The sequence below is a fragment of the Microbacterium hydrocarbonoxydans genome (genome assembly GCF_023715885.1).
GTDB lineage: Bacteria > Actinomycetota > Actinomycetes > Actinomycetales > Microbacteriaceae > Microbacterium > Microbacterium hydrocarbonoxydans_C.
In genome coordinates this window covers 240,166-264,273 of record NZ_JAMBOY010000003.1, presented here as the reverse complement: position 1 = coordinate 264,273, position 24,108 = coordinate 240,166, and the positions used below count along the sequence as shown (strand labels likewise).

Genomic DNA, 24,108 nt, shown 5'->3' with positions numbered 1-24,108 from the left:
GAGCGCACGGAGAAGTGTCCCCGGCACGAGGACTCAGAGGAACTGACGCCAGTTGGCCCTGGCGAGGTCGAGCAGCTCGTCGCCCCGACCCGACATCACCGTGCGGATCGCATACAGAGCGAAGCCCTTGACCTGCGCAGCCTCGATGGCGGGCGGCATAGAGAGCTCCTGGCGCTCGGTCACCACGTCGAGCAGCGCGGGGCCGTCGTGTGCGAGGACCTCGCGCACGGCATCCGGCAGATCCTCGCTGTTCTCGACCCGGCGGGCGAAGATGCCCATCGCCTCGGCGATCGCCGCGAAGCTGGGGTTGTCGAGACCCGTGCCGTAGTTCACGAATCCGGCCGCCTTCATCTCCAGCTCGACGAAGTTCAACGAGGAGTTGTTCACCACGACCGTCTTCACCGGGAGTCCGTTCTGGGTGACGGTGAGCAGTTCGCCGAGCATCATCGCCAGGCCGCCGTCCCCGGCGAGCGCGACCACCTGGCGGTCGGGGTGCGACACCTGCGCCCCGATGCCGTGCAGCAGGGCGTTGGCCATGGATCCGTGCGTGAAGGATCCGATCAGGCGACGGCGCTCCGTCATTGACAGGTAGCGCGCAGCCCAGACGGTGGGCGAGCCGACGTCGGCGGTGAAGATGGCGTCATCCGACGCCTCCTCGTCGAGCACGCGGGCGAGGTACTGCGGGTGGATCGGCCGCCCCTTCTTCGTGGGCGTCGCCAGATCGTCGAGCTTCGCGCGGGTCTTGCGGTAGTGCGCAGCAGCGTCGTCGAGGTGGTCGCGGTCCGTCCTCGCGGCGAGCCGCGGCAGCAGCGCGTCGACCGTCGCGCGCACGTCGCCGACGAGACCGAGGTCGAGCGGATGCCGTTTGCCGAGCTGCGATCCGCGGATGTCGACCTGGATGGTGGTCGCGTGCTCGGGGTAGAACTGCTCGTACGGGAAGTCGCTGCCCAGCACCAGCAGCGTGTCAGCCGCCTCCATCGCGCGGTATCCCGACGCGAAGCCCAGCAGACCGGTCATGCCCACGTCGAACGGGTTGTCGTACTCGATGAACTCCTTGCCGCGCAGCGCGTGCACGATCGGAGCACCGAGCCGGTCGGCGAGCGCTATGACCTCGTCGTGCGCGCCCTCGACTCCCGCTCCGGCGAGGATCGTCGTCTTCGTCGAGGCGTTGAGGAGCGTCGCCGCGCGCTCCAGCTCATCGGGGCTCGGCGTGACGACGGGACGCGTGCGCTCGATCACCACGGCGCGGTCGTCGGCGATCTCGGCGAGCGCCACGTCGCCGGGGATCACGAGCACGGCGACTCCGCGCTGCTCGATCGCGGCCCGCATCGCGATCTCGAGCAGACGAGGCATCTGCCGCGGGTCGGCGACATACTCGACGTACACGCTGCACTCGCGGAACAGCTCCTGCGGGTGGGTCTCCTGGAAGTACCCGGTGCCGATCTCGTTCGTGGGGATGTGCGCGGCGATCGCGAGCACGGGCACGCGAGAACGGTTGGCGTCGTAGAGGCCGTTGATGAGGTGCAGGTTCCCGGGACCGCAGGAGCCGGCGACCACCGCCAGGTCGCCCGTGAGCGCGGCATCCGCTGCGGCGGCGAAGGCTGCCGATTCCTCGTGGCGCACGTGGACCCAGCGGATGCCGCCGTCCTTGCGCAGCGCGTCGGTGAAGCCGTTCAGCGAATCGCCCGGGAGTCCGTACACCCGCTCGATCCCGTTGGCTCCCAGTGTCTTGACGATGTTCTCTGCAACCGTGGCCATGCTTCGACCCTACGCCCGGGCGACGGTGCCTAGGCCTTCGCTCGGCCTCGTGCGCTTCGCTCGGCCATCCCGTCGGGATCAGGCCGCGGGAGACGCAAAAGGCCGAGGGAAGCAACCGAGAACGAGCCCGGCTTTCCGGTTTTCCGCACCTCGCCGGAGGGGCAGCCGCAGTGACGGCATCCCGTCCGCTCCGTAGCGTCGAGAGCATGGACACCTCTGAGAGCCTCGGCCTTTTCGCTGACTGGGCTATCGCCCTCATGGAGACGCTCGGCAGCGTCGGAGCGGGGGTCGCGGTCGCGATCGAGAACCTGTTCCCGCCCATCCCGAGCGAGGTGATCCTGCCGCTCGCCGGATTCACCGCCAGCCAGGGATCGATCGTGCTCTGGGAGGTGCTGGTGTGGACGACGATCGGCTCGGTCGTCGGCGCGCTCGCCCTGTACGGCCTGGGCGCTTGGCTCGGTCCCGCGCGTCTGCGGCGGATCGTCGACCGGATGCCGCTGATGAAGGTGAGCGACGTCGACCGCACGGAGGCCTGGTTCGCGAAGCACGGGTCGAAGGCCGTGTTCTTCGGGCGGATGATCCCGATCTTCCGCAGCCTGATCTCGATCCCCGCCGGGGTGCAGCGCATGCCCCTGCTGCGCTTCACGCTGCTCACCGCGGCCGGCAGCGCGATCTGGAACACGGTGTTCGTCCTGGCGGGGTTCCTGCTCGGCGAGCAGTGGCACCGCATCGAGCAGTACGCGGACGGCCTGCAGCTCATCGTGGTCGCCGCGGTCATCGCCGCCGTATCCGTCTTCGTCGTATTGCGCGTGCGTCAGCGGGTGCAGGGCACTCCCGCCGCCACCGTCGAATCGCGCAAATGACGGTTCTCAGCCCCCGACGGTTGCCACTCGCGCGATTCGAAAGCGCCGCCTGACCGGCACAATGGACTCATGACGTCCCGGCCGATCGTGCGCGATGTGCTGCGGATGCTGGGCGGCACCGCCGCCGGAATCGCGATGCTCCCCGCGACGCTCGTGGCGGTCGTGACGACACCGCGTCGCCCGGCGCCGACTGTGCTCGACGCTCTCGCCACCCGCCTCGCGTGGGTGGACGGCATAGCCCGCCGCGTCCCGCCGTCGGCCCGCCGCACGCGAGGTCTACTCGCCCTCTCGGCGCTGCTGCAGCTCGTGGTGCTCTGCATCCTGGTGCTGATCGTGGCGGGAGTCGTCGTGGGCGTCCAGATGCTCGTGGCGGCGGCGACCGGCGGCCCGGTGGCGCTGTTCAGCGCTCGGCCCGGCCGAGTGACATGGGCGACGGTCGGCCTATTCGTCGTCCCGGGGCTCGTGCTGCTGTTCCTCGCCCTCTCCGGACTCGGCGGCATCGCCTGGCTCGAGCGGCGGGTCTGGGAGACGTTCCAGCGGCCCGACGTCGGCGAACTGTCGCAGGAGGTCGTTCGCCTGCACACGACCCTCGATGAGGTCGTGGACGCCGTCGACTCCGAGCGACGACGCATCGAGCGCGACATCCACGACGGCGTGCAGCAGCGGGTGGTGGCGCTCTCGATCCTGCTCGCGAGGGTGGAGCGCTCGGATCCTGCCGAGGGCGCGGCCCTGCTGCGCACCGCGCGCGACGAGACCCAGAACATCCTCGACGACCTGCGCGACGTCGCCTGGCGGACGTATCCCGAGATGCTGCAGCGGGACGGACTCGCGGTGGCCCTGCGCGCCCTGCGCGACCGCGTGGCCATGCCCGTGCACCTCGATGTCGAGGCGGGGCCGATCGCCGACCGGGCGGCCGAGACCGCAGCCTACTTCGTCGCGAGCGAGGCAGTGACGAACGCGATCAAGCACGCGGATGCCGCATCGATCACGATCCGTGTGCGCAGCGGCGACGGGCTGCTGTCGGTCAGCGTCGAGGACGACGGCGTCGGCGGGGCGGATGCCGCGGGCACCGGGCTCTCCGGGATCGCGTCACGGGTGGCAGCCCGCGACGGGCAGCTGCGGGTGCACAGCCCGGTCGGCGGCCCGACCGTGGTCGAGGCGGTGATCCCGTGCGGATAGCCATCGCCGAGGACTCGACGCTGCTCCGTGAGGGCATCGCTCAGCTTCTCGTCGCCGAGGGACACGTCGTGACGGCATCCGTCGGCGATGCCGACGCCCTCCTCGCCGCCATCGCGGCGGACGAGCCCGACCTCGTGATCGTGGATGTGCGGATGCCGCCCGACTTCGTCGACGAGGGCATCCGCGCCGCTCTCCGCATCCGCCGCGACCATCCCGGTGTCGCGGTACTGGTGCTCTCGCAGCACGTCGAGCGGCGCTATGCGAGCGAGCTGCTGCTCGACGGCCGCGGCGGGGTCGGGTATCTGCTGAAGGACCGCGTCTCCGACATCGCCGGATTCCTCGACGCGATCGTGCGGATCGCCGACGGCGGGGTCGCGTTCGACCCCGAAGTCATCAGCCGCCTGATCGCCGATCGGTCCGGCCCCGACCCGCGGATGGGCGAGCTCACGGAGCGCGAGACCGCCGTGCTCGAGCTCATCGCCGAGGGGCACAGCAACACCGGTATCGCCGAACGGCTGTTCATGAGCCAGAGCGGCGTCGAGAAGCACATCAACACGATCTTCACGAAGCTCGGCGTCGCGTCGGGGTCGGCCGTCAACCGCCGCGTGCTCGCGGTGCTCGCTTACCTCGACCTCGCGGACTGACGACCCTGCGCGGTCGACCTGCAGGCCGAGAACCCACCTGCAGTCCGTTGCCTGCGGCATCCGACATGCATCCGTGCGCACGACCTGCAGGTCGGTCGCGCGGAAACGCGACAGAGGGGCGGATGCCGCAGCATCCGCCCCTCCTCCCCGTCGGCGTCAGCCGATGCGGATGAGCTTCTTGTTGACGAACTCGTCGGCGGCGAGGTGGCCGAGCTCGCGCGCCGTGCCGCTGCGCTTGATGCCGCCGAACGGCAGCTCGGGGCTGTCGGCGAGCACGAGGTTGACGTAGACCATGCCGGCCTCGATCTTGTCGGCCACCCGCTCGGCCTGTGCCTCGTCGGTCGTGAAGACGTACGAGCCGAGCCCGAAGGTCGTGTCGTTCGCGAGCGCGACCGCGGCGTCCTCGTCGGCGACGCGGTAGACGACCGCCGCGGGGCCGAAGAGCTCCTCGCGGTACACGTTCATCTCGGGCGTGACGTCGGCGAGCACGGTGGGCGCGAAGAACGCCCCGTCGCGCGTGCCGCCGGTCAGCAGCGTCGCGCCCTGCTCGACGGCCGTGTCGATCTGCTTCTGCAGGTTCTCGGCCGCGGTCTCGGAGGAGACGGGGCCCAGCACGGTGTCCTCGAGCATGGGGTCGGTCGCCTCGACCGCCGCCATGGCCGCGGTGAACTTCTCCACGAACGCGTCGTAGAGGTCGTCGACGATGATGAAGCGCTTGGCACCGTTGCACGCCTGGCCGTTGTTGTCGAGGCGCGCGTCGACGCCGGCCTGCACGGTCGCGTCGAGGTCGTCGGTCGAGAGCACGATGAACGGGTCGGATCCGCCGAGCTCGAGGGCGACCTTCTTGAGGTTGCGGCCGGCGATCTCGGCGACGGCCGCACCGGCGCGCTCGGAGCCCGTGAGCGACACGCCCTGCACGCGCGGGTCCGCGATCATCGTCGCGATCTGCTCGTTCGTGGCGAGCACGTTCTGGTACGCGCCCTCCGGGAAGCCCGCGTCCCGGTAGATCGCGGCGATCGCCGATGACGACTCCGGGCACTGCGGCGCGGGCTTCAGCAGGATCGTATTCCCGACGATCAGGTTGGGCGCCGCGAAGCGGACGATCTGGTACGCCGGGAAGTTCCACGGCATGATGCCCACGAGCGGTCCGAGCGACGAGCGGCGGATGATCGCCGAGCCGTCGCCGAGGATGTCGATCGGCTGATCGGCCATGATGGCCTCGGCCTGGTCGGCGTAGTACTCGGCGATGTCGGCCGCGAAGTCGACCTCTCCGAGCGCGGCCTCGCGCGGCTTGCCCATCTCGCGCACGAACACGTCGGCCAGCTCCTCGCGGCGCTCGCGATGCAGCTCGGCCATGCGACGGATGAGCGCGGCACGCTCGGCCACGGTGGACGAGCGCGACCACTCGCGGTGCGCGGTGTCGGCGGCGGCGACGGCCTCCTCGATCTGCGCGTCCGTGAACGTGTCGAAGGACTTCAGCGTCTCTCCGGTGGCGGGGTTGATGACGGCGTAGTCGGTCATGGTTTCGTCCTCCTTCGGCTCGGTCAGGAGACCGGGATCAGGGTGTACTTGGTGGACAGGTACTCGTGGATGCCTTCGGCACCGCCCTCGCGGCCGACACCCGACTGCTTGACGCCGCCGAAGGGAGCCGCCGCGTTCGACACGACGCCCACGTTCAGTCCCATCATGCCCGTCTCGAGGCCGTCGATCATCCGCTGACCGCGCTGCAGGTTCTCAGTGAAGACGTATGACACGAGTCCGTACTCGGTGTCGTTCGCGAGGCGCACGGCCTCCTCCTCGGTCGCGAAGGTCGAGATCGCGAGCACCGGGCCGAAGATCTCCTCGCGCAGGATCGCCGAGCCGGGCACGACGTCGGTGAGGACGGTGGGCTCGTAGTAGGTGCCGACGCCCTCCAGCGCCTTGCCGCCTGCGAGCAGCTTCGCGCCGCGGTCGACGGCGTCGCCCACGAGCTCCTCGGCCTTCGCGACGGCATCCTCGTCGATGAGCGGGCCGATCGCGACGCCCTCCTCGGTGCCGCGGCCGACCTTCATCGCGGTGACGCGCTCGGTGACGCGCTTCGCGAACTCGTCCGCCACGTCCTGGTGAACGATGAAGCGGTTGGCCGCTGTGCAGGCCTGGCCGATGTTGCGGAACTTCGCCAGCAGCGCGCCCTCCACGGCCTTGTCGAGATCGGCGTCGTCGAAGACCACGAACGGCGCATTGCCGCCGAGCTCCATCGAGACGCGCAGCACGCCCTCGGCGGCCTGCGCGATGAGCTTCCGGCCCACCTCGGTCGAGCCGGTGAACGACAGCTTGCGCAGGCGCGGGTCGGCGATGATGGGGGCGGAGAGCGCCGACGACTTCGACGTCTGCACGACGTTGACGACGCCCTTCGGGAGCCCCGCCTCTTCGAGCAGCTTCGTGAAGAAGATGGTCGTGAGCGGCGTGAGTGCCGGGGGCTTGATGACCACAGTGCAGCCGGCGGCGAGCGCGGGGGCGATCTTGCGCGTCGCCATCGCGAACGGGAAGTTCCACGGGGTCACGAAGAACGACGGGCCGACGGGGCGCTGCGAGACGACCATGTGGCCGGTGCCCTCGGGGTTGATGCCGTAGCGGCCGCTGATGCGCACGGCCTCCTCGCTGAACCACCGGAGGAACTCGCCGCCGTAGACGACCTCGCCGCGGGCCTCGGCGAGTGGCTTGCCCATCTCGAGGGTCATGAGCAGTGCGAGGTCGTCCTTGTGCTCCTGCACGAGGTCGAAGGCCTTGCGAAGGATCTCGCTCCGGGTGCGCGGCGCGGTGGCCGCCCAGGCGTCCTGCGCGGCGACCGCGGCGTCGAGGGCGCGGATCCCGTCTGCCGGCGTCGCGTCGGCGATCGTGCGGATCACGTCTCCCGTCGAGGGGTCGGTGACGTCGAAGGTCGCGCCGGTCTCACCGTCGATCCACTCGCCGCCGATGAAGAGGCCGGTGGGGATGCTGTCGAGCAGCGCCTGCTCTGTCTGAGTGCTCATGGGTTCTCTCTCTGTGGGGGCGTGGGTCTGGGAGGGGTTCCGTCTAGCGGCGGCGGAGGCTCGGCGGGGCGTCGGCGGTGAGCGTCTCTCCCCGGAAGAACGCAGGACGCTTGATCCCCTGCCAGATCATGATGACGATGCCGATGCCGATGATGCCGACGCCGAGGACGAACACCAGACCGACACCGCCGATGCTCGAGCCGCTGCCGTAGGCGGGGTCCATGGAGTCGATGAGGGTCGTCACGAAGAGCACGGCGAGGATCACGCCGCCGACGAGCGGGAACAGGAACGTGAAGAAGAAGCTGCGTGCCGAGTCGAACCACTGACGACGGAAGTACCACACGCACGCGAACGCGGTGAGTCCGTAGTAGAAGCAGATCATCATCCCGAGCGACAGGATCGTGTCGGTGAGCACGTTCTCGCTGACCAGTCGCATCACGGCATAGAACACCGAGGCGACGACAGCCGACACGATCGTGGAGTAGCCGGGGGTGAAGAACCGCGGGCTGACCTTCGCGAACTTCTTGGGCAGCGCACCGTAGTGACCCATCGCGAGCAGGGTGCGCGCCGGGCCGACAGCGGTGGACTGCAGCGACGCGGCCGAGCTCGACAGCACCGCGAGCGACACGAGGAACGCGAGCGGTCCGAGGATCGGGTCCGACAGCGCGAAGAAGACGTTCGCCGAGATGTCCTCGTTCGCGAGGCCGAGGTCGCCGTCGCCGACGCCGGCGAACATGATGAGGCCGATCGCGAGGAGCAGGTAGAGGCTGACGACGACGAAAACGGTGACCATGGCGGCCCGCCCGGGGGTCTTCGCGGGGTCCTTCGTCTCCTCGTTCATGGTGAGCACGACGTCCCAGCCCCAGAAGATGAAGATCGACAGCGACAGGCCGGCAGCGAACGCACTGAAGGTGGGCACCTCGAACGGGTTGAACCACGACCAGGAGAAGGCGGTCGGATCCGGCGCCTCACCGTCGAGAGCCTTGACGATCGCGACGACCGAGAAGACGACGAGCACCAGCACCTGGAAGCCGACGAGGATGTACTGGAACTTCTGCGTGGTCTGCATGTCGCGGTACGACACCAGCGTCGCGCCGAGCATGAACAGCAGGCAGACGACGACGTTGATGAACGGGTTGAAGGCGAGATCGGCGATGTCGGGATTGCCCGAGAGCTGAGAGATCAGCAGGAACAGGAACTCCACGGCGATGCCCGCGAGGTTCGACAGCACGATGACCGTCGCGGCGATGAGGCCCCATCCCGTCATCCATCCGATCCACGGGCCGAACGCGCGGACGCCCCACGTGAACGAGGTGCCGGAATCGGGCATCTCGCGGTTGAGCTCGCGGTAGCCGAAGGCCGTCAGCAGCATCGGGATGAAACCGACGAGGATGATCGCCGGAACCTGTGTGCCGACGACCGCGACGGTGGGGCCGAGTGACGCCGTCAGAGTATAGGCGGGGGCGATGGTCGAGACGCCGATCACGACGGCGCCGAGCACGCCGACCGCCCCGGCACTGAGGCCCTTCTGCGAGATTCCGGTCGTCACACCGGATACGGGCTCCGTCGCCCGGTTCGAGTTGCTCATCAGCGGACTCCTGCTTCGGCCCGCGTGCGCGGGACCACGATCATGGGAACGGGAAGCTCATGCAGCATCTTCGCCGCCGTGGAGCCCAGGAAGAGACGGCGGGGCTGCGCCAGGCGGCTCGATCCGACGAGGATCACCTCTCCGGGCAGCCACGAGAGGTGGGCGACCGCGTCTTCGACGGTGTCGCCGGGCGCCTCCTCGACGACCGCGTCGAGGGAGTCGGGCAGGAGACCGGATGCCACGGAGAGCACCTCGCGGGAGTGCTCGTCTCCGGCCAGACGGATCGAACCGGTGTCGAGGCCCGGTGGCACGTCGAAGGGCACGAGCGACACCAGGCGGAGGCCGACGTGCGCATCGGCGGCGACCGTGGCCGCCTCGTCGAGGAGGTTCTCGGCGCCGGGACGGGTGCCGACGGCGACCGTCACGCGGGGAAGGACGTGGTCGTCCTCCGTCGAGGTGCCTGCCGGAGCGAGCGCGACCGGGATGGTCGAGGAGTGCAGCAGCTCGGAGGCAACGCTGCCGAGGCGGTGGCGCCCGAACAGGCTGCCGTTCGCGGCGCCGACGACGATGAGCCGGGCTCCGAACTCCTCGCCCGCGGCGATCAGCCCTTCGGCGAACGACTCCCCGAACCGGACGTGCCCGGTGCGGACGAGTTCCTGCGGCAGGCCGCTGACGGCATCCTCGAGCCACTGCGTCGCCTGGCGACGGAGATGGTCTTCGTACGCCCGTTCGGGGGCGACCGCGGCATTGCGCGTACCCTCCGACGGCAGCACGATCACAAGGCGGAGCACCGCGCCGAGGCTGCGCGCCAGGCGGGCGCCGAGTGCCGCGGCGTCCGCTCCGGCATCCGTCGCCGTGTAGCCGACGACGATGGAGCCGGTCATCAGCCGACCTCAGCCGTCTCGCCGGCGTCCCTCGTCGAGGCGACGATGTTCGAGGAGACCAGGTGACCCATCCGGATCGCGCCGTCGACGTGCTGGAAGCCCGCCCCGGCCATGTCGCTGCAGGCGAAGTGGATCGGGCCGACCGGCGTGCGCAGGTCCGCGCCGTACCGGTGCAGGCCGCCCATGTCGAAGCTCGCGGCGTAGGCGCCGCGCGTCCACTCCTCCGTGCCCCAGTCGCTCTCGTAGTAGACGACCGGGTTCTTGGCCTCCGGTCCGTAGTAGTGCGACAGCGACTCGAGGATGCGCTCCTTGCGCTCCTCGTCGCTCAGAGCGAAGAGGTCGTCCGCGTTCTGGTCGCTGACGAATCCGACCAACGTGCCGCGCTCGTCACCGTGGTTGGTGTTGTCGTACGCCTCGTGCGAGAGCTCGTAGGGGCTGAAGGCGGTGCCGCTCAGTCCCTGCTCGCGCCAGAACGGGGTCTCGTAGACCGCGTGCACCTTGATCACGAAACCCATCGACAGGTGCTGGTGCAGCTGGTGCTGGCGACGCGGCAGCGGCGGCACGAACGAGATGCGGTCGTACAGGACCGGGGCATGCGCGAGGATCGCGAACCGTGCACGCACCGTGAGCTCGTCGGTCGTGGCGACCACGCCGTCGTCGCCCCACTCGAGCGTGCGGACCGGCTGGTTCAGCAGCACCTCGTCGCCGAGGCGCTCCGCGAGCAGGATCGGCACCTGCTGCAGACCGCCCACCACGCGCTTGTCGAGGATGAAGTCGGCGTCGACGAGGTTCGAGTACGAGCCGGCGGATGCCGCCATCAGCAGCGACTGCAGGAGCGAGAACGTGTGCGTGGGCTTGGTAAGCATCGCGGACCCGGTGGCGAAGGCCAGGTTGCGCACGGCCTCGTCGTCGTCGGTCTGCTGGCGCAGCCACGCGTCCCATGTGACGCTGTCCCACTCCTTGGCCTGCGGGTGCTCCCACGGGCGATCGGGGTCGATCTGCGCGACCATCTCGTCGAGGCGGTCGGTGATCTCGGCGATGACCTTCTCCGTCTCGGGCGACACGGGGAACATCTCCCCCGTGAACCGGTGCACCCGACCGTCGGGGCCGACGTACACGCTGTCACCTTCGCGGTAGCGGCTGTAGGTCTCGAGGCCGAGCTCCTCGAGAGTGTCCTTCAGCGCGTCCTGGTCGGGCGAGACCCATTGGCCGCCGAGCTCGAGCATCGCTCCGTCGATGACGTCGGTCCACAGACGGCCGCCGACGCGGTCGCGGGCCTCCAGGACGGCCACCGACAGGCCGGCCTTGCGCAGGTCGTTCGCGGCGGTGAGCCCTGCGGCTCCGGCTCCCACGATCAGCACGTCACGGGTGATCTCAGCCATCTGCTTCTCCTTCGTTGGAAAGGTTGCCGGCCGCGACTCGAAATCCCCCGATACGAGTCGCGGCCGGACGTGTGTGGGGCCGCCTCGGCGGCCGTGGGTCACGCCGACGCGAGCGCCTCGGCGATGACGTCCAGACCCTCGTTCAGCAGGTCGTCGCCGATCGCCAGCGGGGGCAGGAAGCGGATGACGTTGCCGTAGGTCCCGCAGGTGAGCACGATCACGCCCTTCGCGATCGCCGCCTTCGCGACCGCGGCCGTGAGCGCGGCATCCGGGGCCTGGGTCTCGGGGTCGACGAACTCGGCGGCGATCATCGCGCCGTGTCCGCGGATGTCGCCGATCCGGGCGTCGCCCTGCTGGAGCGAGGTGAGACGGCCCTTCAGGATCTCGCCGATCTCTCGCGCGCGCTCGATCACGCCGTCGTTCTCGAACACGTCGATCGCGGCGAGCGCCGCCGCGCACGCGATCGGGTTTCCGCCGTAGGTGCCGCCGAGGCCGCCCGTGTGCGAGGCGTCCATGATCTCGGCCCGCCCGGTCACGGCGGCGAGCGGCAGACCGCCGGCGATGCCCTTGGCGGTGGTGATCAGGTCGGGCTCGATGCCGAAGATCTCGCTCGCGAACATGTGGCCGGTGCGGGCGAAGCCCGTCTGCACCTCGTCGGCGATGAAGACGACGCCGTTCGCGCGGCACCAGTCGAGGATCGCGGGGAGGAAGCCGTCGGCCGGGACGATGAACCCGCCCTCGCCCTGGATGGGCTCGATGATGACGGCGGCGAGGTTGTCGGCCCCGACCTGCTTCTCGAGCTGCAGGATGACGCGGGCTGCCGCCTCGGGACCCGACAGGCCGTCGCGGAACGGGTACGACATCGGCGCGCGGTAGACCTCGGGCGCGAACGGACCGAAGCCGCTCTTGTAGGGCATCGACTTCGCGGTGAGAGCCATGGTGAGGTTGGTGCGGCCGTGGTAGCCGTGGTCGAACGCGACGACGGCCTGGCGGCCGGTGTGCTTGCGGGCGATCTTGATCGCGTTCTCGACCGCCTCCGCTCCGGAGTTGAACAGGGCGCTCTTCTTGGCGAAGTCGCCGGGTGTGAGACGGTTGAGCGCTTCGGCCACCTCGATGTACGACTCGTACGGCGAGATCATGAAGCAGGTGTGCGTGAACTGCGCGGCCTGAGCGGCGACGGCCGCGGCGACCTTCGGGTGCGCGTTGCCGACCGTCGTCACGGCGATGCCGGAGCCGAGGTCGATGAGCGAGTTGCCGTCGGCGTCGACGACGACGCCTCCGCCCGCGGCGACGGCGGCGACGGGCACCGTGTGGCCGACGCCTGCGGGCACGGCCTCGGCCTTGCGGGCGAGGATCTCGGCCGAGCGGGGCCCGGGGAGCTCTGTGACGAGCCGACGCTCCTGGAGGAGGTCGGGTCCGCCGAGGGGAACGGTCGCGGTGTCGGTGTCGAGGAGAGCCATGACGCGAGCGTACGACCGGTCTCGCCCGGCGTGCATTCGCCGAGCTGTACAATGTGCCGCAGGGATTCACCGCACCGTACATCCCTGTTTGATGGGGAGGGGGCCGGATGGAGATCGCCGAGGAACCGACGCTGCAGGCGCTGCTCCGTCGCCGCGATCTGGGTCTGCGGCTGGTGTCCGAGCCGCAGACGCTCCCCGCGGGGGCTTTGCGAAGCCCGCTGCGCTGGGTGCACAGCTCCGACCTCGCCGATCCGACGCCCTTCCTTGCGGAAGACCTCGCCCTGCTCACCACCGGGGTCCAGTTCGACGCCGACACCGACGTCGACGTGTACGTCGACCGGCTCGCCGACCGCGGTGTGCGCGGACTCGGCTTCGGAACGGAGGTGCATCGCGCCGGCATCCCCGACGAGCTCGTCGCCGCGTGCGCACGCCGGGGGATGCCGCTGTTCGAAGTCCCCTACCGCACGCCGTTCATCGCCGTGGCGCGCGCTCACTCGGAGGCGATCGCCGCCCAGGCGTATGCGCGGCGCTCCTGGGCCCTCGACACCCATCGCGCCCTCGCCCTCGCGGCGCTGCGCCCCCGCGGACTCGACGCGACCCTCGCCGAGCTCGGCCGACGCCTCGGCGTCTGGGTCGGGATGTACGACGCGTCCGGAGAGCTGCAGTCGTCGCACGCCGTCGACGAGCTCGCGGACGCCGCGCAGGACGTCCTGGGGCAGCATGTCGCCGAGGTGCTGACGCGCGGACTCGAGGCGGGGCAGTCGTTCACGGTCGGCGACCGTTCGTTCATGCTGTTCACCATCGGACGCGGCGGCCGCCTGCGCGGGGTCATCGCCCTCGGCATCGACGGCCTCGACCCCGAGGCGCGCACCGTCGTGACCTCGGTCATCGCGATGGCCGGGCTCGCGCTCGAGCAGAGCGAGCAGCTCGCCCGGAGCCGGCGGCGCCTGCACTCGCAGCTGCTGTCGTCGCTGCAGGGCGACGATCCCGCGCTCGCGCGACGTGTGCTCGGTTCGCTGCCGCCCGCGCCGATCGTCGTCGCTGTCGCGGCCGACGCACCGGCCGGCCCCCTGACCGACTGGTGGGATCGACGCCGCACGGATGAGGGAACGGCATCCTTCGTCGCCGAGTCCGACGACGGCGTGACGCTGTGCGTGTCGGCCGTCGACGAGGGGGTGCTCGACGACGTCGCCGAGCGGTTCGGCATCCGCGTCGGCGCATCGGGATCGGAGTCGTATGACTCGTTCTCCCGGGCTCACGCCCAGGCCGTCGCGGCGCTGCACCGGCAGGCGGATGCCGGGGTCCACCGCTACGCCGACGCGGTGGGTTCCAGCATCCTGAGCGCGCTCGCGACCGACGAGGCCCGTCTGCTCGCCGAATCGCGTCTCGCGCCGCTGCGCGAGAGCGACGCCCGCTCGCGCACCGACCTGGAGCGGACCCTGCGGGTCTGGCTCGAACACGACGCGAAGGCGGAGCCGGCCGCCGCGGCGCTGGGCGTGCACCGGCACACGCTGCGCACGCGCATCGCGCAGGCCGGGACGCTGCTGGGTGCCGATCTGTCGTCGTTCCCCGCCCGCGCCGAACTCTGGGCCCTGCTGCAGACCGCGCGCGACTGAGTCGCTGACTCCGCGACCCCTTCGGCGTCCGCCGCGGTCGCCGCTACCGCTCCGCGCCCTCGCCGAGGTTCTCGGACACCACTTCGAGCACGTGCGCCTTGGTCCGCACGGCGTCGCCGCCCCGCTCGGCCGTGACCGCGGCCGCGAAGACCTCGGCGAACACGAGGTAGGCGACGCGCGAGGCGTGCTGCAGCTCCTCGCGGAAGCTCCCACCCGACGGAGCGATCACGAGGCTGTGCGTCGCGACCTCGGTGAGCGCCGACGAGGCGAACGAGGTGAGCGCGATGACGTGGGCGCCGCCGCGCGCCGCCGCCGTCGCGACACGCAGGGTCGCCTCGTTCGCGCCCGACCCGCTGATGACGACGCAGGCGTCGTCGGCGGTGAGGTGTCGGGCGGCGATCTGCTGTGCGATGGCGTCGGCAATGAACTCCGCCGGTCGTCCTGCCGCGGTCAGGCGCATCGCGAGGTCGTTCGCGATCGGCGACGACAGGCCGTTCGCGAGCACGAGCAGGCGGGTCGCGGAGGCCGCGCGCCGCACGGCCTCCGCGACGGCATCCGCATCGAGCAGGCTCGTGAGGGCGGGCAGCGTCGCGGCGAGCCGGTCGATCTCGCCGCGCATCCTCCCCAGGACGCCCGGCCCATGATCGACGACGGTGTCTCCCGGGGCCGCGCCGAGCTCCGCGGCGAGCGCGACGCGCAGCTGCGGGTACCCCCGGTAGCCGATGCTCTGGCAGGCGCGCACGACCGTGGCGCGCCCCACGCCCGCCCGGTCGGCGAGCTCCTGGGCGGTCCACTCGACCACGGCGTCGGCCGAGTCGACGATGAGCTCGGCGACACGGCGCTCGGCCGGCTGCAGTGTGTTGAGCACCGCGACGATGCGCGCGGTGGGCGGGGCGCTAGGCGAGAACACGGGTGCGGGCTCCCTCCATGATCCGACGTCGGATCGCACCGGATGCTCCGTCGATGAGCATCGTCACGGCGACGACCACGATGAGCAGGACACCCACCGTCGACCACTCACGGTACTGGGTGTACGAGGTCAGCATGTCTCCGATGCCGCCGACGCCGATGAGACCGAGCACGGCGGAGGAGCGCACGTTGATCTCGAAGCGGTACAGCCAGAACGACCAGAACGCGGGCTCCGCCTGCGGCCAGACCCCCCAGCGCAGCACCTGCAGAGTGCCGCCGCCGGCCGCCCGCGCCGCCTCGATCGGCCCGCGAGGCACGGCTTCGACGGCTTCGTAGCCCCATTTGCCGAGCGTGCCGATGCCGTTGACGGCGAGAGCGAGCGCACCGGTGAACGGGGTGAGGCCGGTGACCGAGAGGATCACGATCGCGATGATGATCTCCGGCACCGCGCGGATCAACGAGAACAGCCCGCGGAGCAGGGATCGCAGCCAGGCGGGTCCGAAGCCGCGCGCGGCGAGCAGGCTCAACGGGGTCGCGAGCAGGATGCCGAGGATCGTGCCGACCCAGGCCATCTCGATGCTGCGCCAGGTCTGCCACAGCGCCTCGGGGAGCTTCTCCCAGTTCGGCGACCCGAACATGAGCACGGTGTACCGCACGATCTCGCCGGGGAGATCGGCGAGCCGCCCCCAGGCGATGTCGATCGACCAGAAGGCGAGCACGACGATTGCGGTCACGAGGACCCAGCCCGCCACGAGCCACGGGCGCCTGGGCTTGTCGGGGAGCACGGTGAGCGCGGTCATACGAGCCTCCGGCGGATGGCGTCGGAGACGAGGTCGATCACGATCACGACGATGAGGATCTCCAGGATGATGAGCGACAGCTGGTCGTAGCGGTAGAAGGTGCGCACCGCGTCGATGAGCAGGCCCATCCCGCCGGCGCCGACGAGTCCGAGCACGGTGGAGGCCCGGACGTTGAGCTCGAACACGTACAGCGTCTGGTTCGCGAACGCGGGCCACGCGTCGGGAAGCGCGAGCGTGCGGTTGATCTTCGCCTGCGTCGCACCGACCGCACGACCGGCCTCGAGGGGGCCGCGGTCGTTCGTGTCGATCGCCTCCGACACGAGCTTGACGATGATGCCGACGTTGAACAGCAGCAGGGCGAGGATGCCGGGCAGCGCGCCGACGCCGACCATCGCCACGAGGATGGCCGCGTACAGGAGGTCCGGCACGCTGCGGATGACGTTGAGGACGCCGCGGACGGCGATGCGGAACGGGGCGCTCGGATTCGTGGCTCGGGCCGCCCAGAAGCTCAGCGGCAGCGACACCGCGGCGCCGACCGCTGTGGCGATGACCGCCATCTGCAGAGTCTCGATGAGGGGCGGCACGGTGCGGGGGAAGAAGCTCCAGTCGGGAAGGAGGAGCTTCACGACCTTGTCGGCGCCGTTCTGCCAGTTGCGGGCGATCGTGCCGAAGTCGACGCCGATCCCGATGACGGGCAGGCACATCACGACGGTCACGACGAGCACGGCGACGACGATCACGGGGCCCTTCCACGCGCCGGGCGGACGCGCGGGTATCTCGAGCGGGACGGGCGCGGCGGCCCGGACGGGCGCGGTCATGCGTCCAACCGGTCTTCCGGCGTGAGCGAGCGTCCGTAGATGCTCTCGAAGTCGGCATCCGTCGCGCTCGTGGCCGGGCCGTCGTACACGACCTCTCCCGCCCGCATCCCGATCATCCGTGCGCCGTACTCGCGGGCGAGGTCGAGCAGGTGCAGGTTGACGAGGACCGTGATGCCGAGGTCGCGGTTGATGCGACGCAGGTCGTTCATGACGCCGTGCGCGGTGGGCGGGTCGAGGCTCGCGACGGGTTCGTCGGCGAGCACGATGCGCGGTTCCTGAGCGAGGGCGCGCGCGATCGCGACGCGTTGCTGCTGCCCGCCGGAGAGGTCGGATGCACGGGAGTGGAGCTTCGGGAGGATGCCGACGCGGTCGAGCGCGTGATAGGCGCGCTGCTTGTCGACATCGGGGTAGGCGCCGAGCAGGGTGCGCCACAGCGGGGTGTGGGCGAGGCGGCCGACGAGCACGTTCTGCAGCACGCTCGCACGGCCCGCGAGGTTGAAGCCCTGGAAGACCATGCCGATGTCGCCGCGCAGGCGGCGCAGCGTGCGTGCCGACGCGCCGGACACGCGGTGCTCGCCGACGTCGAGAGCGCCGGAGGTGACCGGGACGAGGCCGTTGATCGTCCGGATGAGAGTGGACTTGCCGGAGCCGGAGAGCCCGACCACGGCCACCATCTCGCCGGCCGCGATGTCGAGCGACACCCGGTTCAGGCCGATCGTGCCGTTCGGGTAGCGGACCGTGACCTCGTCGAGCCGGATGGACCACGGCGTGGACGCCGCAGCCGGAGCTGCGGCGTCCACGTGCTGGATCTGGTCGGACAACTTACTGGAGCCCCAGGGCCTGAGCGGCACGGGCCACGACGTCGAGCGAGTCGGGGTTCGCGGGCGCCAGCTTGGTGATGGAGTAGATGCTCTCGAGGATCGCCGAGCCGTCCTCCGTGTTCGAGAAGTCCTCGAGCGCGGTCGTGATGCGCTCCTGCAGCTCGGGCGAGAGGTCGCTCGACAGAGCGACGCCGTCGTTCGGGATCTCCTCGGTCATCGCGAACACGACGACCTTCTGGCCCACGTCGGGGGTGTCCTTCTGAACGATCGTGCGGGCGTCCCAGAAGCTGAAGCCGACCTCGGCGTCGCCGTTGTAGACCGCGAGCACCGAGGCGTCGTTGGCCGTGACGGGGATCTGCTGGATGTCGGCGTCGGTGTCGATTCCCGCCTCCTGCAGCGCGAGGATCGGGTAGATGTAGCCGGCGGGCGAGCCGGGGCCGAGCACCGCGACCTTCGCGCCCTTCACCTTGTCGATGCTGTCGAGTCCCGCAGGACCGGTCATCGCGTCGGCGCCGTTGCAGAACAGCATCCCGTCGCGCTCGACCGGCTCGTCGTCGCAGTACTTGTCGGGGTTGTTCGTCATGAACTGCGCCGGGTAGGTGATGTTGCCGTTGCGCTCGGTCTGGAGGACGATCGAGGCGTCGTACATGTCGTTGGCCTGCCAGAGCTGCAGGGACGGCAGGAAGCCGATCTGCGCCTGACCGGCGCCCATGGCCTCAACCGCGGCCTGGTAGTCCTTCGACACAACGCCGGTGACCTCGATCCCGAGCTCCTCGGTGAGGTAGTCGGTGAGGGGCGTGGCGGTGTCGACGAGGCCGTCCTGGTCCTGCGAGGGCACGAGGGCGAGCACGAGGGAGTCCGGGTCGGCGGCGGGGGCGGCCGAGTCCTCGGGCGCTGCCGTGGTGCCGGAGCATCCGGCGAGCACGACGGTCAGGAGCGCGCCGGCGGCGATGAGGCCGGTGGCGGAGCGGCGGAAGGGGGAGGTGCGCATTGTCGTCCTTCGATGTGAGGTGGGTTGGTGAGGAGGGGAGGTGGAGGTCTCAGCCGCGCAGCCAGTCGCGGAGCTGCGGGATCAGCTCGGCGAAGACGGCGGCACGGTAGGTCGGGGAGGCGGCGGGGTCGGCGAATCCGCCGATCAGCGCGGTCGCGTGGCCACGGGCGTGCGCCGGGGCGAGGTCGTTGTGCCAGATGTCGCCGATGCTGAGCACCCGCGCGTCGGCGGGCAGGTCCGCGAGCACGGCATCGAGCCCGGCGGGCTTGCGGGCGTTCGTCACGATCCGGTCGAAGAGTCCCGCCAGGCCGAGGGCGTCGAGGGCTTCCGCGATCCGGATCGGCGGCGCGTTGGTCACGAGCACGCGCTCCGCCTCGGCGGACGTCTCAGTGAGGAACTCGACGAGCCCGTCCGGCGCGGCGATCGGGGCCTCCCCGGTGGCGAGCTGACGCCGGCTCGCGAGGTAGGCCTCGCTGAGCAGCCGCGCGTCCGCACCTCGCTCCTCGGCGGCGCGGCGCACGGCGTCGTATCCGTCGAGCGACGCCCCGTCCGCGTGGGCGAGGGCGGAGCGGATGCCGTCGACGAACCCGTCGTCGCCCCCTAGCGCCGCAGACACCTGCTGGGCGTAGGCGAGGACCGGGCCGTCGCCGAGCGCGATCGTGCCGTCGAAGTCGAAGAGGAGGATGGAGGTCACGGGTTTCCTTCGGTGTGGACGCTCCGTCCATAGTGAGTAACGAGTGTGGACAGAAAGTCCCCATCGTGTGAACACCGCGTGAACGATGCGTCCATGGCGGTCGAGTATGGTGAGCGCCGTGTCCGAACATGACGATCTCGACCGCGCCGCCCTCGCCGCCTCCACGCGACCAGGAGCACGGGCGGCGCTGGACGCGCTTCCCTGGATCGGCGGCGCGATCGCCGACGACCGGGACGCCGGTCTGTTCGCGCGCTGGGGTCTCTCCACCGTGATCGACGAGAACCTCGGCACGGCCGTTCTCCCCCGCGCCCTGTTCGACGAGCTGCACGATCGCGCAGGCGTCGCTGCCGAATGGCCCCACGGAAATGCGGGGGTCCTGCACACCTACGGCTACCTGCTGTCACTCGCGCCCACGCCGTACGGCCTCAAGCGCGAACGATGGCTCGGCACCGCGCTCAGCACCGCGCTGGGGCTGGCCCCGCAGGCCCTCCTCCCCTGGCGCTGCGGCCCTTCCCTCCTCGCGCGGGCGACGTCCGCGGCATCCACCCTTCTCCGCTCACCGGCGGTGGAGTCGACGTGCTCGGTCGACGGCCGAGCGAGCCGCGTCGCCCTCAGCGCCGCCCACGGCCCGGCCGCACTCGCCTACGAGGTCGCGCCCGCTCCGGGAGCGGATCCGCTGCTCGTGACGATGTTCCCGGTCGACGACGCCGAGGCTGCGCTTGCCGGTTTCGAGGCGGATCCGCGGGTGCGCTGGAACGCGGTGTGATCCTCCTCAGCCCCGATCCGGCGCACCGGGCAGCAGATATCCCGCCGTGAACTCCTCGAACAGGGCGATCATGTCGACGGAGTCGTCGAGCAGCCACTGCAGCTGGATGCCGTCCATGACGGCGCTGATCAGGCGCGCGGCGTTCGCGGGATCGATATCGGCACGCACCTCTCCGTCCGCCTGCCCGCGGCGGAGGATCTCCTCGGCCTCGGCCGCACGATCCCGATACCGAGCGGCGAAGTCCTCGTGCGAGGGATGCTCGGGGTCCGTCGCCTCGGCCGAGACGATCGCGTACAGCGAGGTCAGCCCTCGCGACGTCCGGTTGTGCGCCACGACGCGCCGGGCCTGCTCGAGCAGGGTGTGCTCGGCCGGATCCCCCGCGGCCGCGCGGACCTTCTCGTCACGCTGATGAAGCACCTCCGCGAAGAGCTCCTCCTTGTCGGCGAAGTGGTGCAGGAGACCGGCCGGCGTCACGCCGACGCGCTTCGCGATCTCCCGCAGGGATCCACCGCGGAACCCCGTGCGGGAGAACACCGCGAGTGCTTCGTCGACGATCGCCTGCCGCCGGGCCTGGCCTGCCGCGTAGGGTCCGCGGCGACCCCGCCCGGCGACCGGCTGCTCGTCCGTGCCCACTGCCCGCTCCTGTCCTCTCGCGCGGGCCGACCGGGATTCAGCCGCCGTGGCCGTGCCCCGCTCCCCACGACGAGCCGAATATCTGCTGCTTCATCGCGGGCCGCAGCGTCTGCTCCATCTCGCGGTCCACGAAGTAGTCCTTGAGTGTATCTTTCGTGAGCTCGTTGCCGATCGCCGCCATGATCATCGACTGGTCGAGCGACAGGTAGCGCTCCGCGACCGTGCCGCTGCGCACGGCGACCGCGTCGTAGAACCCGCCTGGACCGTAGGCGCCGAGCTCCTGCTCGATGCCCTCGAGGTTGCTGAGCGCGCCTTCGCGGTCATAGGGAAGCGCGAGGAACGATGCGTGCGGGGTCACGACGCCGTCACCGAACTCCGGGTCGGGGTTGGTGCCCGTCGAGCATCCGGGGCGGTCGACGTCGACGTCGGTCTGCTCGGCGTCGGAAGTGTAGCCGTCCGACCGCATACCGGCGATGTCGACGCCGTACTCGGCGTAGCCGCCGAACGGGTTGCTGGCGGGCGAGAAGCCCCAGTACCCGTAGCCGGCCTCGTCGAGCCCGTGCGCCTTCTGCACGGCGACGGTGACCGCGTGGTTCGTCTTCCACGACCTCGGTCCCCACTTCGCCTCGGGCACGAGCAGGTCGGGCATGAGCGACTCGAACATGCTGCCGCCCCAGCTGGGCACGAACGACATGCCCTCGTACTGGTACGTGCCCTCCCAGACCTCCACGCCGTCGTAGGTGCGGTACTCCCCCTGCGGGAGCTGCTCCTGCCAGGCCCAGTCGCACCCGGGGGGCATCGTGCGATGCGTGCCGTACAGGGCGGTCGCGGGGATCTGCCCGTTGGCGATGCCGAGGTAGGTCGCGATCCGGCTCTCGCTCACGGTCGTGTCGTAGTGGTGGCACGTGTAATACGCGGTCTCCCCCGACCCGTTGTACATGGGCGCCTCGACGCTGCAGTCCGGCGGCGCAGCATCCCAGAACCCGCCGCGGTTGGTGCCGGCGGGCAGCCCCGCAGCGCCCGCGGGGTCGAAGAACGCCCCGAAGTCCATGGAGTCGTAGAGGGCGTCGGCTTCCTGAGCGAGGTCGGGCTCGGCCTCGCGGACGATTCGCAGGGATGCGGCGAGCCAGCCGTTGTCGACCGTGCTGAGGAACGGGTACACCGGGTCGCCGGAGTCGGGCCAGGTCGTGAGCTTCTCACCGGTGGTCGGCGAGTACCAGTTGTAGAACATGCCGCTCGCGTCGTTGCGCTCGAGGCCGGTCAGGGTGTCGAGCGTGGTCGACAGACGGTCTCGGGCCTCGTCCTCGCCGATGATGCCGAGGTCGCGGGCGGTGACGGTCGACCACAGGTATCCGCCGATGTTCGTAGGCGAGGTGTAGGCACCCGCGGTCTGCAGGTCACCGGTGACGTTGTCGGACGGGAGTCCCGTCGCCTCGTCGGTCATGGCGTCGAGGGACGCCCAGGTGTCGACCGCCCAGCGGTTGAGCTCCTCGGTCCCCGGCTTGCCTCCGCCGTGTCCGCCACCGCCGTTGCCGCCGGCGGTGGCGGGGCTGGCGACCGCGAGTCCCGCGACGACCAGTCCGGCCGTCGCCACTGCACTCATCCATCGCTTCATCGTGTCTCCTCATCGAGAACGGCGCCACCGATCGCAGCGCTCCGATCTGCGAAAACCTAACACGTGTTCGGGGTTGATTCAATCCCCATCCGGCGTGCAGCGATGCCGATCACCTGGGCGCGTGCGCCTCGAGGAACTCGTACACGTCGGTCGTGTCGACCCCGGGGAACGACCCGGTCGGCAGCGTCGCGAGCAGCGTGCGCGGCGTCTTCACGTTGGGCCACGAGTGCTCGCGCCAGCGCTCCTCCAGCTCGGCGGGCGCCCGGCGACAGCACACCTCGACCGAGTGCTTCGACACTCCCCGGTGCGGGGTGTCCCGCCCCACGAACCACTTCGTGTCGTCGAAGCGCACGCCGACGCTCACCGAGTGCAGACCCTCGCTCGAGGCCTCCACGCGCGCGGTGCACCAGTACGTGCCGTTGCCCGTGTCGGTGTACTGGTAGTACGGGTTGAAGCGGTCGTCCTCGTCGAAGACCACCCGGCTCGTCCACCGACGACAGCACATCTGCCCCTCGATCGCGCCGAGGCGATCGGTCGGGAAGTTCACGTCGTCGTTCTCGTACGCCTTCGTGATCGTGCCCGACTCGTGCACCTTGAGGAAGTGCACCGGGATGCCGAGGTGTCTCGTCGCGAGGTTCGTGAAGCGGTGCGCGGCGGTCTCGTACGACACGGAGTAGGCGTCGCGGAGGTCCTCGATGGAGATCGAGCGGCGCGCCTTCGCGTCCTGCAGCGCCGGCACGACATGCGCCTCGGGGATCAGCAGCGCCCCGGTCAGATAGTTCGTCTCGACGCGCTGGCGCAGGAACTCCGCATAGCTGCGCGGCTCCGAGTGCCCGAGGATGCGGCTCGACAGCGCCTGCAGCACCGCGGTGCGCGCATCACCCTTGGCCGGCACCCTGCTCGAGAGATACAGGCGTCCGTTCGCGAGGTCGGCGACGCTGCGCGTGGTCTGCGGCAGATCGGGCGCGTAGTGCAGCGTGAAGCCGAGGTAGGCGGCGATCTCGGAGGCCGTCCGCTGCGTGAGCGGGCCGCCCGGATGCCGCACCGCGGCAAGGATCTCCGACGCCTTCGCCTCGAGGTCGGCGAAATGGTTGTCCTGGCGTCGCATGAGATGCCGCAGCTCGACGTTGGCCCGTCGGGCCTCCTCCGGAGTGGCCGCGCGCTCGTCGCGCAGCCGGTCGATCTCGCCGTGCAGGGCGAGGAGCGCCTTGAGCGCATCGGTCGGCATGCTCTTCGCGATGCGGAACGGCTCGATCCCCAGCGCCTGGAACGTCTGCCCCTTCATGGCGCGCTCCAGGGCGATCTCGGTCGCACTGCGCTCGTCGAGCGGCTCCCCCTCCAGCAGGGCGTCGAGCGTGACGCCGAGCACGCGCGCAATCGCCTGCAATTGCGTGAGCTTGGGCTCGCGCTTGCCGGTCTCGATCATCGACAGCTGGCTCGGCGCGCGGTCGACCGCCACGGCGAGGTCGTCGAGCGTCATCCCCCGCGCCGTGCGCAGCTGGCGGATGCGCCGTCCGATCGTGAGGGCATCGGTCTCGTCTGCACCGGGAGAGGCGTCCATGGCGCTGATTCTGTCACAGAAACAGAATTTCCGGCGATCTTCACATCGGAAATGGCGATGTGAACCTGGGATCTTCACGGATGGTGGTTACACGCCACCCGGCACCGCCGCCGGA

Annotated in this window: 21 protein-coding genes; 5 read left to right on the top strand and 16 right to left on the bottom strand. The window is 70.3% G+C overall.

The genetic code is table 11. The features are described from left to right. Positions 1–33: 33 nt before the first annotated feature. Positions 34–1,758, bottom strand: a complete 1,725-nt coding sequence (gene poxB / locus M3195_RS09615; protein WP_251586943.1) for a ubiquinone-dependent pyruvate dehydrogenase — start codon at positions 1,756–1,758, stop codon at positions 34–36. Between the two features lie 206 nt (positions 1,759–1,964). Here poxB and M3195_RS09610 point away from each other — a divergent pair, with 206 nt between their 5' ends. From M3195_RS09610 to M3195_RS09600, 3 genes are all read left to right on the top strand, one after another. Further along, on the top strand, positions 1,965–2,621 hold the full coding sequence (locus M3195_RS09610) for a DedA family protein (RefSeq protein WP_251586941.1): 657 nt from the start codon (positions 1,965–1,967) through the stop codon (positions 2,619–2,621). 69 nt (positions 2,622–2,690) lie between these two features. After that, positions 2,691–3,800: a sensor histidine kinase gene (locus M3195_RS09605; protein WP_251586939.1), complete on the top strand. Its 1,110-nt coding sequence runs from the start codon at positions 2,691–2,693 to the stop codon at positions 3,798–3,800. Next, entirely contained in the window at positions 3,791–4,444 is a 654-nt protein-coding gene (locus tag M3195_RS09600; protein WP_251586937.1) for a response regulator, read from the top strand. The genes M3195_RS09605 and M3195_RS09600 overlap by 10 nt, the downstream gene beginning before the upstream one ends. Positions 4,445–4,600: 156 nt before the next feature. Here the strand turns inward: M3195_RS09600 and M3195_RS09595 are convergent, their stop codons facing one another. The 6 genes from M3195_RS09595 to gabT form a co-directional block, all read right to left on the bottom strand. Continuing rightward, positions 4,601–5,965, bottom strand: a complete 1,365-nt coding sequence (locus tag M3195_RS09595; RefSeq protein WP_251586934.1) for an NAD-dependent succinate-semialdehyde dehydrogenase — start codon at positions 5,963–5,965, stop codon at positions 4,601–4,603. A gap of 23 nt (positions 5,966–5,988) precedes the next feature. Beyond that, complete coding sequence (locus M3195_RS09590) at positions 5,989–7,455, bottom strand: NAD-dependent succinate-semialdehyde dehydrogenase (RefSeq protein ID WP_251586932.1); 1,467 nt, start codon at positions 7,453–7,455, stop codon at positions 5,989–5,991. A 43-nt stretch (positions 7,456–7,498) separates the two neighbouring features. Continuing rightward, positions 7,499–9,043 (bottom strand): APC family permease, encoded by a 1,545-nt coding sequence (locus tag M3195_RS09585; RefSeq protein ID WP_251586930.1) that lies wholly within the window; start codon positions 9,041–9,043, stop codon positions 7,499–7,501. Next, on the bottom strand, positions 9,043–9,927 hold the full coding sequence (locus M3195_RS09580) for a universal stress protein (protein WP_251586928.1): 885 nt from the start codon (positions 9,925–9,927) through the stop codon (positions 9,043–9,045). Before M3195_RS09580 ends, M3195_RS09585 begins: the two co-directional genes overlap by 1 nt. Beyond that, on the bottom strand, positions 9,927–11,309 hold the full coding sequence (locus M3195_RS09575) for a flavin monoamine oxidase family protein (protein WP_251586926.1): 1,383 nt from the start codon (positions 11,307–11,309) through the stop codon (positions 9,927–9,929). Before M3195_RS09575 ends, M3195_RS09580 begins: the two co-directional genes overlap by 1 nt. Positions 11,310–11,407: 98 nt before the next feature. Beyond that, entirely contained in the window at positions 11,408–12,769 is a 1,362-nt protein-coding gene (gene gabT, locus M3195_RS09570; protein ID WP_251586924.1) for a 4-aminobutyrate--2-oxoglutarate transaminase, read from the bottom strand. 107 nt (positions 12,770–12,876) lie between these two features. Here gabT and M3195_RS09565 point away from each other — a divergent pair, with 107 nt between their 5' ends. Continuing rightward, complete coding sequence (locus tag M3195_RS09565) at positions 12,877–14,385, top strand: PucR family transcriptional regulator (RefSeq protein WP_251586922.1); 1,509 nt, start codon at positions 12,877–12,879, stop codon at positions 14,383–14,385. A gap of 43 nt (positions 14,386–14,428) precedes the next feature. On the opposite strand, the gene M3195_RS09560 is transcribed toward M3195_RS09565, so the two are convergent. From M3195_RS09560 to M3195_RS09535, 6 genes are read right to left on the bottom strand one after another with little or no spacing between them, the layout of a single operon-like run. Further along, positions 14,429–15,295, bottom strand: coding sequence for a MurR/RpiR family transcriptional regulator (locus M3195_RS09560; RefSeq protein WP_251586920.1), 867 nt, complete (start codon positions 15,293–15,295; stop codon positions 14,429–14,431). Further along, a complete protein-coding gene (phnE, locus tag M3195_RS09555; protein ID WP_251586918.1) occupies positions 15,282–16,094 on the bottom strand; it encodes a phosphonate ABC transporter, permease protein PhnE in 813 nt (270 codons plus the stop codon). The genes M3195_RS09560 and phnE (M3195_RS09555) overlap by 14 nt, the downstream gene beginning before the upstream one ends. Beyond that, positions 16,091–16,912, bottom strand: a complete 822-nt coding sequence (gene phnE, locus M3195_RS09550; protein ID WP_251586916.1) for a phosphonate ABC transporter, permease protein PhnE — start codon at positions 16,910–16,912, stop codon at positions 16,091–16,093. Before phnE (M3195_RS09550) ends, phnE (M3195_RS09555) begins: the two co-directional genes overlap by 4 nt. After that, positions 16,909–17,733, bottom strand: a complete 825-nt coding sequence (gene phnC, locus M3195_RS09545) for a phosphonate ABC transporter ATP-binding protein (RefSeq protein WP_251586914.1) — start codon at positions 17,731–17,733, stop codon at positions 16,909–16,911. Before phnC ends, phnE (M3195_RS09550) begins: the two co-directional genes overlap by 4 nt. 1 nt (position 17,734) lies before the next feature. After that, on the bottom strand, positions 17,735–18,724 hold the full coding sequence (locus M3195_RS09540; RefSeq protein WP_251586912.1) for a phosphate/phosphite/phosphonate ABC transporter substrate-binding protein: 990 nt from the start codon (positions 18,722–18,724) through the stop codon (positions 17,735–17,737). A 49-nt stretch (positions 18,725–18,773) separates the two neighbouring features. After that, positions 18,774–19,418 (bottom strand): HAD family hydrolase, encoded by a 645-nt coding sequence (locus M3195_RS09535; RefSeq protein ID WP_251586910.1) that lies wholly within the window; start codon positions 19,416–19,418, stop codon positions 18,774–18,776. 118 nt (positions 19,419–19,536) lie between these two features. Between M3195_RS09535 and M3195_RS09530 the strand changes: the two genes are divergently transcribed. After that, positions 19,537–20,184 (top strand): amino acid deaminase, encoded by a 648-nt coding sequence (locus M3195_RS09530; protein ID WP_251586908.1) that lies wholly within the window; start codon positions 19,537–19,539, stop codon positions 20,182–20,184. A gap of 6 nt (positions 20,185–20,190) precedes the next feature. Here the strand turns inward: M3195_RS09530 and M3195_RS17100 are convergent, their stop codons facing one another. The 3 genes from M3195_RS17100 to M3195_RS09515 form a co-directional block, all read right to left on the bottom strand. Beyond that, positions 20,191–20,817 carry a TetR/AcrR family transcriptional regulator gene (locus M3195_RS17100; RefSeq protein WP_251586906.1) on the bottom strand — a complete coding sequence of 209 codons (627 nt, stop codon included), beginning with the start codon at positions 20,815–20,817 and terminating at the stop codon, positions 20,191–20,193. 37 nt (positions 20,818–20,854) lie between these two features. Then, the gene (locus tag M3195_RS09520) at positions 20,855–22,432 is read right to left on the bottom strand and encodes a glucoamylase family protein (RefSeq protein ID WP_251586905.1); all 1,578 of its coding nucleotides are present in this window, start codon (positions 22,430–22,432) and stop codon (positions 20,855–20,857) included. Between the two features lie 109 nt (positions 22,433–22,541). Further along, a complete protein-coding gene (locus M3195_RS09515) occupies positions 22,542–23,993 on the bottom strand; it encodes a helix-turn-helix domain-containing protein (protein ID WP_251586903.1) in 1,452 nt (483 codons plus the stop codon). Positions 23,994–24,108 lie beyond the last annotated feature (115 nt).